The sequence below is a fragment of the Pseudomonas sp. MWU12-3088 genome, from assembly GCF_023242405.1.
GTDB lineage: Bacteria > Pseudomonadota > Gammaproteobacteria > Pseudomonadales > Pseudomonadaceae > Aquipseudomonas > Aquipseudomonas kribbensis.
Genome location: NZ_JALJEA010000002.1, coordinates 138,342 through 151,358, shown reverse-complemented (window position 1 = coordinate 151,358; position 13,017 = coordinate 138,342). Strand labels below are relative to the sequence as shown.

The window sequence follows — 13,017 nt, the reverse complement described above, 5'->3', positions numbered from 1 at the left end:
AAACTTGACGCTATGTTTCATGAAAAGCCCCGAGAACAGAGGCTTCAGACAGGATTTGTGGGGCAGATCTGAACGCTTTGTGGAAAAAGGTTCTTTTGCATCAGAAAGCTGAAAATACTTCCAGCTTTCTCCGGTGAATAAGCGATTACTCCTGCCCAATCGACTCCAAAAACTCGGACCGCTCGTCACTCATCCGCGCCACGCAGTCATTCTGCGCAATCTTGAACGCCTTGCTGCCGTCCGTCGCCGGGAAGGCTTCGACGGCGCAGTCGGCGTCGCGGGTTTTCAGCCATTGTTGCTGGGCGGTCTTGAGTTTGGCGGTGATGTCGGCCAGTTGCGCGGGGTTCTTGCCGTAGGTCGCCTGCATGCGCTCGTTCAGGCTTTTGAAGTTGTCCTGGAGCAGGTCTTCGGCGGTGGTACGGCTGTAGGTCGAGCATTCCAGGGTCTGGACGTCGTTTTCCACCGCGTCGCACGGGTTGTTGTCGGACTCTTCGGCGGCGTGTACGCCGGTCGCAATCAGTGCCAAAGCCAGGAAGATCGATTTCATTGATGTCGCCGCTCTAATCCAGTGGTGTTTCCAAGATGCGGCAGATTCTGGCTCAAGCTCGCGGGCTTGAACAGGTGGCTGGTCGGACCGGTTGGCGACGCTTTGTCGCGGATTGACGCTTTCGGCAATTCCCCTGTCGTTTTTGCACCCGGCTGGTCGCGCACCGAGGCATATGCTGGCCCCAAAGCGCCGGCAGACGATTCGGCGCATGAATCGCCAATAAGGGGACGCCTGATGAGCCCAGCCGAATTACACGCCGACAGCATCGTTATCGACGGTCTGATCATTGCCAAATGGAACCGCGAGCTGTTCGAAGACATGCGCAAGGGCGGTCTGACGGCGGCCAACTGCACCGTGTCGGTGTGGGAGGGCTTTCAGGCCACGGTCAACAACATCGCCGCCAGCCAGAAACTGATCCGCGAAAACAGCGACCTGGTGATCCCCGTCCGCACCACCGCCGACATCCGCAAGGCAAAGGAGCAGGGCAAGACCGGCATCCTCTTCGGCTTCCAGAACGCCCATGCGTTCGAAGACCAGATCGGCTATGTCGAGGTGTTCAAGCAGCTCGGCGTCGGCATCGTGCAGATGTGCTACAACACCCAGAACCTGGTGGGCACCGGTTGCTACGAACGTGACGGCGGCCTGTCGGGTTTCGGTCGCGAGATCGTCGCCGAGATGAACCGCGTCGGCGTCATGTGCGACCTGTCCCACGTCGGCTCCAAGACCTCCGAGGAAGTCATCCTCGAATCGAAAAAACCGGTCTGCTATTCCCACTGCCTGCCGTCGGGGCTGAAAGAGCACCCGCGCAACAAGTCGGATGAAGAGCTTAAGTTCATTGCTGACCACGGCGGCTTCGTCGGCGTGACCATGTTCGCGCCGTTCCTGGCCAAGGGCATCGATTCGACCATCGACGACTACGCCGAAGCCATCGAATACACCATGAACATCGTCGGCGAAGATGCCATCGGCATCGGCACCGATTTCACCCAGGGTCACGGCCAGGACTTCTTCGAATACCTGACCCACGACAAGGGCTACGCCCGCCGTCTGACCAACTTCGGCAAGATCATCAACCCGCTGGGCATCCGCACCGTCGGCGAGTTCCCGAACCTGACCGAAACCCTGCTCAAGCGCGGCCACTCCGAGCGAGTCGTGCGCAAGATCATGGGCGAAAACTGGGTGAACGTCCTCAAGGACGTCTGGGGCGAGTAAGCCGCCGCTTCCCGAATACTTTCCCCCGGCCGTCCGTGCCGGGGGCAACACCAAAATTTTTCTGGAGTTAAGTTTCCATGGCCAAGATCGCCCCGCAATTGCCAATCGAAGTCGACAGCGAGACCGGTGTCTGGACCTCCGACGCCCTGCCGATGCTGTACGTGCCGCGGCATTTCTTCGTCAACAACCACATGGGCATCGAGGAAGTGCTGGGCGCCGACGCCTATGCCGAGATCCTCTACAAGGCTGGCTACAAGTCCGCCTGGCACTGGTGTGAAAAAGAAGCCGAATGCCACGGTCTGGAAGGCGTCGCGGTGTTCGAGCACTACATGAAGCGTCTTTCGCAGCGCGGCTGGGGTCTGTTCAAGATCCAGGACATCGACCTCGACAAAGGCACCGCCAGCGTCAAGCTCGAACACTCGGCGTTCGTCTACGTCTACGGCAAGGTCGGGCGCAAGGTCGACTACATGTTCACCGGCTGGTTTGCCGGTGCCATGGACCAGATCCTCGCCGCTCGCGGCAGCAAGATCCGCACTGTGGCCGAGCAGGTCTACGGTGGCTCCGAAGAAGGCCACGACGACGGCCTGTTCACCGTCAAGCCGTTGTAAGTCGAGGAACCCGCCATGGCTTTCGAAGCAATGTTCCAGCCGATCCAGATCGGCAAACTGACCATCCGCAACCGCGTGCTCAGCACCGCGCACGCCGAGGTCTACGCGACCGACGGCGGCATGACCACCGAACGGTACGTCAAATACTACGAAGAGAAAGCCAAGGGCGGCATCGGCCTGGCGATCTGTGGCGGTTCGTCCGTGGTGGCGATCGACAGCCCGCAGCAATGGTGGAGTTCGGTGAACCTGTCCACCGACCGGATCATCCCGCACTTCCAGAATCTCGCTGACGCCATGCACAAGCACGGCGCCAAGATCATGATCCAGATTACCCACATGGGCCGTCGTTCCCGTTGGGACGGTTTCCATTGGCCGACCCTGATGTCGCCGTCGGGCATCCGCGAACCGGTGCACCGCGCCACTTGCAAAACGATTGAGCCGGAAGAGATCTGGCGGGTAATCGGCAACTACGCACAAGCGGCTCGCCGCGCCAAGGCCGGTGGCCTGGACGGCGTCGAACTGTCGGCCGTGCACCAGCACATGATCGACCAATTCTGGAGCCCTCGCGTCAACAAGCGTACCGACGAATGGGGCGGCACCTTTGAAGGCCGGATGAAGTTCGGTCTGGAAGTGTTGAAAGCCGTACGCGCCGAAGTCGGTGACGACTTCTGCGTCGGCATGCGCATCTGCGGTGACGAGTTCCACCCCGACGGTCTGTCCCACGAAGACATGAAGCAGATCGCCAAGTATTACGACGACACCGGCATGCTCGATTTCATCGGCGTCGTCGGCTCGGGTTGCGACACTCACAACACCCTGGCCAACGTGATTCCGAACATGAGTTATCCACCGGAGCCATTCCTGCACCTGGCGGCCGGGATCAAGGAAGTGGTCAAGGTTCCGGTGCTGCACGCACAGAACATCAAGGACCCTAACCAGGCCACGCGGATTCTGGAGGGCGGTTACGTCGACATGGTCGGCATGACCCGCGCCCACATCGCCGACCCGCACCTGATCGCCAAGATCAAGATGGGGCAGATCGACCAGATCAAGCAGTGTGTTGGTGCCAACTACTGCATCGACCGTCAGTACCAAGGTCTGGACGTGCTGTGCATCCAGAACGCCGCGACCTCCCGTGAATACATGGGCGTACCGCACATCATCGAGAAATCCACCGGGCCGAAACGCAAGGTGGTGATCGTCGGTGCCGGCCCGGCGGGGATGGAAGCTGCCCGTGTGGCAGCCGAACGTGGCCACGACGTGACCTTGTTCGAGAAGAAAGAATTCATCGGCGGCCAGATCACCACGGCTTCGAAAGCGCCGCAGCGTGACCAGATCGCCGGCATCACCCGCTGGTTCCAGCTGGAGCTGGCGCGGCTGAAAGTCGACCTGCGTCTGGGCACTGCCGCAGATGCCGACACCATCATGGACCTGCGTCCGGACATCGTGGTGCTGGCCGTTGGCGGGCATCCGTACCTGGAGCAGAACGAACACTGGGGCGCCGCCGAAGGGCTGGTGGTCAGCAGCTGGGACGTGCTCGACGGCAAGGTCGCGCCGGGCAAGAACGTGCTGGTCTACGACACCATTTGCGAGTTCACCGGGATGTCGGTGGCCGACTTCCTCGCCGACAAGGGCAGCCAGGTCGAGATCGTCACCGACGACATCAAGCCGGGCGTGGCCATCGGCGGTACGTCGTTCCCGACCTACTACCGCAGCATGTACCCGAAAGAAGTGATCATGACCGGCGACATGATGCTGGAGAAGGTCTATCGCGAAGGCGACAAGCTCGTTGCCGTGCTGGAGAACGAATACACCGGCGCCAAAGAGGAGCGGGTGGTGGATCAGGTGGTCGTCGAGAACGGCGTGCGCCCGGACGAAGAAATCTACTACGCGCTCAAGGACGGCTCGCGCAACAAGGGCCAGATCGATGTCGAGGCGCTGTTCGCGATCCAGCCGCAACCTTCGTTGAGCAGCAATGGCGACGGTTACCTGCTGTTCCGCATCGGTGACTGCGTGGCGCAGCGTAATACACACGCCGCCATCTATGACGCACTCCGGCTCTGTAAGGATTTTTGACGGCTCAGCTGCGGGCCCAAGCTGCAAGCCGCAAGTAAAAGCACTGCAGTTTCCACTGCTCTTTCTTGCAGCTTGTAGCTTGTAGCTTGCACCTCGCCAGAGGTGACTCTGATGTTGAACACCCTTCTTCCAATCCTGTTGTTCGCAGCCCTGGCCCTCGCGGTGCTGGGGGCGTTGCGGCGGGTGGCCATGTGGCGTCGGGGCCGGGCCTCGAAGGTCGACCTGATCGGCGGCCTGTTCGCCATGCCCAAGCGCTACATGGTCGATCTGCACCACGTGGTGGCGCGGGACAAATACATCGCCAACACCCACGTCGCCACGGCGGGCGGGGCGGTGGCGTCGATCGTGCTGGCGATTCTGGTGCACGGTTTCGGCCTGCATAACCGCATCCTCGGCTACGCGTTGCTGCTGATGACGGCGGTGATGTTCGTCGGGGCGATCTTCGTTTATCGGCGTCGGCTCAACCCGCCGTCGCGGCTGTCGAAAGGCCCGTGGATGCGCCTGCCGAAAAGCCTGCTGGCGTTCTCGGCGTCGTTTTTCCTGGTGACCTTGCCGGTGGCCGGGATCCTGCCGGAGAACTTCGGCGGTTGGGTGCTGGCAGCAATTCTCGGCGTCGGTGTGTTGTGGGGCGTGTCGGAGCTGTTCTTCGGCCTGACTTGGGGCGGCCCGATGAAGCACGCCTTCGCCGGTGCCTTGCACCTGGCCTGGCACCGTCGCGCCGAACGTTTTGGTGGTGGTCGTTCCACCGGTTTGAAACCGCTGGACCTGAATGATCCGACTGCGCCGCTGGGCGTGGAAAAACCCAAGGATTTCACCTGGAATCAGTTGCTCGGTTTCGACGCCTGCGTGCAGTGCGGCAAGTGCGAAGCGGCGTGCCCGGCGTTCGCCGCCGGCCAGCCGCTGAACCCGAAAAAGCTGATTCAGGACATGGTGGTCGGCCTCGCCGGCGGCACTGATGCTCAGTTCGCCGGCAGTCCTTATCCGGGCAAAGCGGTGGGTGAACACTCGGGCAATCCGCATCAACCGATCGTCAACGGTCTGGTGGATGCCGAAACCCTGTGGTCGTGCACCACTTGCCGTGCCTGCGTCGAGGAATGCCCGATGATGATCGAGCACGTCGATGCCATCGTCGACATGCGTCGTCACCTGACCCTGGAAAAAGGCGCGACCCCGAACAAGGGCGCCGAAGTCCTGGAAAACCTGATTGCCACCGACAACCCTGGCGGTTTCGCTCCGGGTGGCCGGATGAACTGGGCGGCGGACCTGAACCTCAATCTGCTCAGCGAGAAGAAATCCACCGACGTGCTGTTCTGGGTCGGCGACGGCGCCTTCGACATGCGCAACCAGCGCACCCTGCGCGCGTTCGTCAAAGTGCTGAAAGCGGCCAAGGTCGACTTCGCGGTGCTGGGTCTTGAAGAGCGTGACAGCGGCGACGTGGCCCGACGTCTCGGCGACGAAGCGACCTTCCAGTTGCTCGCCAAGCGCAACATCCAGACCCTGGCCAAATACAGCTTCAACCGCATCGTCACCTGCGATCCGCACAGTTTCCATGTGCTGAAAAACGAGTACGGCGCGTTCGATGGCAACTACCTCGTGCAGCACCACAGCACTTATCTGGCGGAAATCATCCAGGCCGGCGCGCTGAATCTCGGTCAGCACAAAGGCAACAGCGTGACCTATCACGATCCGTGCTACCTCGGCCGTTACAACGGTGAGTACGAGGCGCCGCGCGAAGTGCTGCGTGCCCTCGGCATTGAGGTGAAAGAGATGCAACGTTCCGGCTTCCGTTCGCGCTGCTGCGGCGGTGGAGGCGGGGCGCCGATCACGGACATTCCGGGCAAGCAGCGGATCCCCGACATGCGCATGGAAGACATCCGCGAGACCGGCGCCGAGCTGGTGGCGGTGGGTTGTCCACAGTGCACGGCGATGCTCGAAGGCGTGGTCGAACCGCGTCCTCTGATCAAGGACATCGCCGAACTGGTGGCCGACGCGCTGCTCGAAGACGCCGCGCCGAACAAGCCTGCCACCCCGGCCAAACGTGAACCTGCGGAGGCCCACTGATGAGCGACATTATCCGCCGCGACCCCCGTGCCGAATGGATCGCACGCAACCGCCTGCATCCGCTGCACGCGGCCGTGCAACCGGCGCAACACAGCTGGATGGGCCCCAACGGGATCATCCGCAAGAACCTGCACGGCATTGGCTTCATCGGGCCGAACGGCATCAAACGCATCGACCGCAGCGGCGCCCAGCAGGGCGGGGCGGTCAAACGCTCGGCAGCGGTCGAAGTGCAATTGCCGCTGCATCAAGTGCCGGCCCCGGCGTTCTACATCAGCGTGGTGCCGGACATGGTCGGCGGCCGTTTGAGCAGCCACGACCGCGACTTGCTCGGCCTGGCTCATCAACTGGCCGGCAGCGACGGCGCGGTGCTGGCGGTGGTGTTCGGCGAACACAAGGAAAACGCTTTCGCCACGGCGGGCGTTGACCGCTTGCTGGTGCTGGAAGGCGAGGAATTCAGCGGTTATGCACCGGAGCAACGGATCCAGGGCCTGCGGGCTGTGGATAACCAGTTCAACCCGCGCCACTGGCTGCTGCCGGACAGCCGCAGCGGTGGCGGCGAACTCGGTCGGCGTTTTGCTGCCGCACTGGGCGAGCGCCCGGCCACACGGGTGTGGCAGGTCAAGGATCAGGAATGCATTGGCCGCGCCGGTGCCGGGTTGCAGGATCTTGCCCGTCCGGTCGCACGGCTGATTCTGGCGTCCGCCGAATGCGCCGAACCGGTCAGCGAAACCCGTCACGAAGCGTTGCCGGTGGAGTTATCCACACCCGTGGCGCGCAGCCTGTCGCGGATCGAGGATCTGGGCGCCGTGGCGGTGGACCCGGCGGTGATTCCGATGGCCGAAGCCGAGTTCATCTTCTCCGGCGGCAACGGGGTCAAGGACTGGGAACTTTTCCACAGGACCGCCGCCGCACTGGGCGCCACCGAAGGCGCCTCGCGGGTGGCCGTGGACGACGGCTTCATGACCCGCGACCGCCAGGTCGGCGCGTCCGGCACCTGGGTCACCGCACGGGTATACGTGGCCGTGGGGATTTCCGGGGCGATCCAGCACCTGCAAGGCATCGGTGCCTGCGACAAGGTGGTGGCGATCAACCTCGATCCGGGCTGCGACATGATCAAGCGTGCCGACCTGTCGGTGATCGGCGAAAGCGCGGAAATTCTTCAGGCCTTGATCGCGGCGGTAGAGACTTACCGCAACGAAGCCAAGCGCGATGCGGCTTAAGGAACGGTTATGAGCACAAAGATCATCAGTCTGGTTTCAATCGGCGCTCACCCGACTTCGGGCCGCCCGCGTCGTGCCGAACAGGACGCGCGCGCGGTGGAACTCGGCTTGCAACTGGCGGGGGATAACCTGCAAGTGCTGCATGCCGGGGATATTGGCGAACCTGCACTGCGCGCCTATCTGGGCATGGGCCTGGAGCAGATGCATGTGCTGGAACAACCGGCCGGTGCGGATGCGTTGCCGGCGTTGACCGACTATTTGCGGGATGCCGGTGCTCAGGTGGTGTTGACCGGCAGTCAGGCGGAAACCGGTGAAGGTTCGGGAATGCTGCCGTTCCTGCTGGCCGAAGGGCTGGGCTGGCCGCTCGTGGTGGGGCTTGCGCAGGTCGAGTCGATCAGCGATGGCTCGGCGCTGGTGCTGCAAGCGTTGCCCCGTGGCCAGCGCCGCCGGTTGAAGGTGCGCCTGCCGTTTCTCGCGACTGTGGATAACGCGGCGCCCAAGCCACGGCAGAGTGCTTACGGCCCGGCGCGACGCGGCGTTCTTCAGGCAAAAGACGTGGAAGTGGTGGATGACGAATTGCTTGCGCTCGCGACCCTGCAACCGGCCAAGCCCCGGCCGAAACGGTTGAAGGTGATCAAGGCCAAGAGCGGGGCGGACCGGATGAAGGCGGCTACGGCCAAGGCCAGTGGGGGTGGGGGGCAGGTGCTTAAAGGTGTGACGGCGCAGGCTGGTGCTGAAGCCATTCTCAAGCTGCTGATCGAAGAAGGTGTTGTCCGCTGAATGCCTGTTCGGCCCCTCTTCTGTCGGAAGAGGGGCGTTTACCCACAATCCCTGTTGGCGGATCTGTGGATAACGTGTTCGCCTCTCTCTGAACCCCACGCCAATCAAGCCCTTCAGCCCTCAGATCAAAAAACGATCAGCCTAACTTGCGGTTTTTTCGGGCTTTTTCCCAAGGATAACTTCTCAAGTTGCCCCCAATCTCTGTTGGCCCTTCTGTGGATAAGATGTTTGCTCTCCGCTGAGAGCCATATAAAACACGGCTCGCGCAGGATTGATCAAAAAACGATCAGTTCAGCATTTTAACCCATCAGACCCCACGCAAACCGCGATTTATCAACGCCTCCCGCGCTTTTCCACAGCACCCGACAAGTTACCCCCGAACTCTGTTGGCGCTTCTGTGGATAAGGTGTTCGCCATCCTCCGCAGGCCATGTATTCCGTGCTTTTCAGGAAATTGATCAAAAAACAGACAATCACCAAAAAAAACCCTGCTTCTGGATAAGTCACGGTTTTTCTTCACAAAAGCCCGGTTATTTTTCCGCGTCATCCACAGTTGTCCCCATTTGCTGTGGGTGGCTGTGTGGATAACTTGTTCGCCAAACCCTGCAAGCCCCGCCGGCTATAGTCCAAATGGCAATTGATCAGATTTCATACAGTTCTAAGAGCGTGCCTTGACTTCAAACCGGCCGCTGTCTTCACTCCAATGGCACAAGGACCGCCGTCACTTATCCACATCTGGTTCAGGGAGAACGCGTGATGGATACCCAGCCACATCGCTCACCCCTCAATCCCCGCTTGCTGTCAGCCCCGAAGCCGCGCACGCGCACCTTGCGTCGCGCCGCCAATCAGCATGCCCGTCTATAGCGCCTGAATCCTGCCACACCGCTGTACTGCCGCCGGGCCTGCCCGGGGGCCAGGTGCCCGTTCGCCCATCGATTGCAGGCAACCGCAGAGTTGCCCCATCTGCCTGAGAGAGGAACCACCTCATGACACGGATCGCAACGCCCATCAGCGACATCAAGGAACATTACGACGTGATCGTCATCGGCTCCGGGTACGGCGGCGGCATTGCCGCTTCGCGCCTGTCCCGGGCCGGAAAACGGGTGTGCCTGCTGGAGCGCGGTCGGGAAATCCAGCCCGGCGAATACCCCAACACCATGATCGCTGCGACCGAAGAGTTGCAGGTGCACGACCCCGACGGCCACATCGGCTCACGCACCGGGTTGTTCGATTTACATGTCAACGCGCAGCAGAACGTAGTGGTCGGCTGTGGCCTCGGTGGCACGTCGTTGATCAATGCCAACGTTTCGCTGGAGCCGACAGCCGATGTGTTCAAGGATCCACGCTGGCCATTGGCGGTGCGCGAGGACCAGGATGGCTTGCTGAAGGCGGGTTACGAAAAAGCCCGGACCATGCTCAAACCCAACGCTTATCCGGACAGCGCACCGAGCCTGCCAAAGCTCGATGCCAACAAAAAATCCGCGGACTTCCTCAAGCAAGGTGCGAACTTTTACAAGCCGCCGATCAACGTGACGTTCGACAAACTGCCGAACAACCTCAACCACGTCGGCGTCGAGCAACTGCCGTGCAACCACTGCGGCGACTGCGTCTCGGGCTGTAACAACAAGGCCAAGAACACCACGCTGATGAACTATCTGCCGGACGCCACTAATCACGGCGCGGAGATTTTCTGCCAGGCACAGGTACGGCATCTGGAGCGCGACGGTGATGGCTGGATCGTGCACTTCCAGTACCTCGACAGTGGCCGCGAGAAATTCGACGCGCCGACGCTGTTCGTGAAAACCGACATCGTCGTGGTGTCTGCCGGCACCCTCGGTTCCACCGAGATTCTGCTGCGTTCGCGGGACAAGGGCCTGGCGATGTCCGGCCAGCTCGGCGAGAACATGAGCGGCAACGGCGACATCCTCGGCTTCGGCCACAACTGCGAGCAGACCATCAACGGCATTGGTTTCGGCACGCACTCGGCCAAGGAGATGAAACCGGTCGGCCCGTGCATCACCTCGATCATCGATATGCGCAACGAGGGTGATCGCAGCAGTCGCATGGTCATCGAGGAAGGCTCGATCCCCGGCGCCCTCGGGCGGCCGATGGTGCCGGCGATGGCCGGGTTCGCCGAGATGATCGGGGTGCCAACCGACGACAGCTTCAGCGGCAAGGTGAAGTACAAGGAGCGCGAAGCCGAAAGCTTCCTGCGCGGTCCGTACTACGGCGCGCTGCACAATATGCAGACGTACCTGATCATGAGCCACGACAGTGGCCAGGGGCGCATGGTCCTCGACAGCAAGGATCAACTGCGCATTGACTGGCCGGGCGTCGGCGAACAGGAAAACTTCAAGATCGGCAACGAACGCCTGCACCAGAGCACCAAGGCCTTGGGCGGGATCTGGGTCGAGAACCCGATCTGGACCAAATTGCTCAGGCACAGCATCGTCTCGGTGCATCCACTGGGCGGTTGCGTGATGGGTGAAGACGCCGCGCAAGGCGTGGTCAACCACAAGGGCCAGGTGTTCAGCGGCGCCAGTGGCGCCGATGTCTACGCCAACCTGTACGTGACCGACGGCGCGGTGATTCCGACCTCACTGGCGGTCAACCCGCTGCTGACCATCTCCGCCGTCAGTGAGCGCAACATGGGCCTGCTGGCCGCCGATCGTGGCTGGACGATCGATTACACACTGCCTTCGGTACCGCGCAAACAACCGGTGCCACCGACTCTCGGCGTGCAATTCACCGAGACCATGAAGGGCTACTTCTCCCGGGCCTTCACCGCTGCGCAGAGCACCGATCTCAAGGTCTACGAAGCGGCGGCAAAACGCGGCGAGGCGGACAACTCACCAATCGATTTCACCCTGACCATCACCGCCAACGACCTCAACCGGATGATCAAGGAACCGGAGCACGCCGCGACCATCGTCGGTACGGTGATCGCCCCGGCGCTGTCGCCGCAGCCGCTGACTGCCAGCAACGGTGTGTTCAACCTGTTCGAGCAATTCGAGCAGCAGGTCGACACACGCCACATGAAATACGACATGAAACTGACCGCCGAGGACGGCAACGACTATTTCTTCAGCGCCTTCAAAACCGTGCCGGAAGACAACGGCGTGCTGAACATCTGGCATGACACCAGCACCCTTTATGTGACGCTGTATCGCGGCCCGGACAAGTCCGGCGAAGTCATCGGCTCGGGCGTGATGCACATCAAACCGGCGGATTTCGCCAAGCAGATGACCACCATGAAAGTCCTCAATGCGCGCAACGAGCGTGAGCGCATTGAAGGGCTGGCGCGGTTCGGCAAGTTCTTCGCCGGGATTCTCTGGGAGAGTTACGGCGGGGTGTTCGCCGGTGACAAGTACTTCAACCCTGACGCACCGCCACGCTTGAAACGGCCGCTGGATGCGCCGACGCCGGATGTGCATTTCTTCCCCACCGAGGACGGCGTGGAACTGCGCCTGAGCCGCTATCAGGCCGGCAGCAAAGGCCCGGTGATGCTGGTGCACGGATTGGGTGTGGGCTCGAACATCTTTTCCACCGATACCATCCAGACCAACCTGCTGGAGTTTCTCTGCAAGCATGACTACGACGTGTGGCTGCTGGATTTCCGGGTGAGCATCCTGCTGCCGGCGAGCAAGAAGGAATGGAACGGCGACCAGATCGCCCAGTACGACTTCAAGGCTGCCATCGCACAGATCCAGCAGGAAACCAAAGCCAAAGACGTGCAGTGCGTGGTGCATTGCTACGGCGCAACGACCTTCTTCATGTCGTTGCTGGCCGGGCTGCAAGGCGTGCGTTCGGTGGTCTGCTCGCAGATTGCCGCTGATACGGTGGTCGCGACGGCGACAGGGCTGAAGGCCGGTCTGCACTTGCCGGGGATGCTCGACGCCATCGGCATCAAATCCATGACCGCCTACGCCGACAGCAAGGAGAACTGGTTCAACCGCCTCTACGACAAGGCCCTCAACGGCTACGCGCGGATCGAAGCCCAGGGCTATTGCACCAACCCGGTGTGCCACCGCATCACCTTCATGTACGCCTCGCTGTACCGCCACGACACCCTCAACGAGACGCTGCATGACAACCTGCACGAACTGTTCGGCGAGTCGAACATCGAGACCTTCGAGCATCTGGCGCTGATCGTGCGCAAAGGGCATCTGGTGGACTTCAAGGGCAACGATGTCTACATGCCGCACTTCGACCGATTGACCATGCCGATCTGCTTTATCAGCGGCGCTGACAACCAGTGTTATCTGCCGGAAAGCACGCTCAAGACCTATCAGCGGGTTTGCGAGAAGCATGGGCCGGAGCGCTACAGCCGGCATGTGGTGCCGGGTTACGGCCACATCGATTGCATGTTCGGCAAGAACGCGGTGGTCGATGTGTATCCGATCATCCTTGAACACCTGGAGAAGACGGCCCTCGGTTGACTTGCAACCGGGTCGACTGCAATCGCGAGCAGGCTCGCTCCCACATTGGAATGCGATGCGCATTTGTGAGAGCTG

General features: G+C 61.5%; 8 protein-coding genes. 7 read left to right on the top strand and 1 reads right to left on the bottom strand.

Going from position 1 to position 13,017, the window contains the following annotated elements; genetic code table 11:
• Positions 1–145: 145 nt before the first annotated feature.
• Positions 146–547 carry a lysozyme inhibitor LprI family protein gene (locus M5B98_RS06415; protein ID WP_248742249.1) on the bottom strand — a complete coding sequence of 134 codons (402 nt, stop codon included), beginning with the start codon at positions 545–547 and terminating at the stop codon, positions 146–148.
• Between the two features lie 234 nt (positions 548–781).
• Between M5B98_RS06415 and M5B98_RS06410 the strand changes: the two genes are divergently transcribed.
• The 7 genes from M5B98_RS06410 (at position 782) to M5B98_RS06380 (ending at position 12,942) form a co-directional block, all read left to right on the top strand.
• Positions 782–1,759, top strand: a complete 978-nt coding sequence (locus tag M5B98_RS06410) for a dipeptidase (RefSeq protein WP_007959776.1) — start codon at positions 782–784, stop codon at positions 1,757–1,759.
• Positions 1,760–1,836: 77 nt separating this feature from the next.
• A complete protein-coding gene (locus tag M5B98_RS06405; protein WP_007926354.1) occupies positions 1,837–2,367 on the top strand; it encodes a DUF5943 domain-containing protein in 531 nt (176 codons plus the stop codon).
• A 15-nt stretch (positions 2,368–2,382) separates the two neighbouring features.
• Complete coding sequence (gene dgcA / locus M5B98_RS06400; RefSeq protein WP_007959780.1) at positions 2,383–4,443, top strand: dimethylglycine demethylation protein DgcA; 2,061 nt, start codon at positions 2,383–2,385, stop codon at positions 4,441–4,443.
• Positions 4,444–4,554: 111 nt separating this feature from the next.
• Positions 4,555–6,504, top strand: coding sequence for a dimethylglycine demethylation protein DgcB (gene dgcB / locus M5B98_RS06395; RefSeq protein WP_248742248.1), 1,950 nt, complete (start codon positions 4,555–4,557; stop codon positions 6,502–6,504).
• The gene (locus M5B98_RS06390; protein WP_248742247.1) at positions 6,504–7,724 is read left to right on the top strand and encodes an electron transfer flavoprotein subunit alpha/FixB family protein; all 1,221 of its coding nucleotides are present in this window, start codon (positions 6,504–6,506) and stop codon (positions 7,722–7,724) included. Before dgcB ends, M5B98_RS06390 begins: the two co-directional genes overlap by 1 nt.
• Positions 7,725–7,733: 9 nt before the next feature.
• Positions 7,734–8,504, top strand: a complete 771-nt coding sequence (locus tag M5B98_RS06385; RefSeq protein WP_248742246.1) for an electron transfer flavoprotein subunit beta — start codon at positions 7,734–7,736, stop codon at positions 8,502–8,504.
• Between the two features lie 985 nt (positions 8,505–9,489).
• Entirely contained in the window at positions 9,490–12,942 is a 3,453-nt protein-coding gene (locus tag M5B98_RS06380) for a GMC family oxidoreductase N-terminal domain-containing protein (protein WP_248742245.1), read from the top strand.
• The last annotated feature ends 75 nt before the right edge of the window (positions 12,943–13,017 follow it).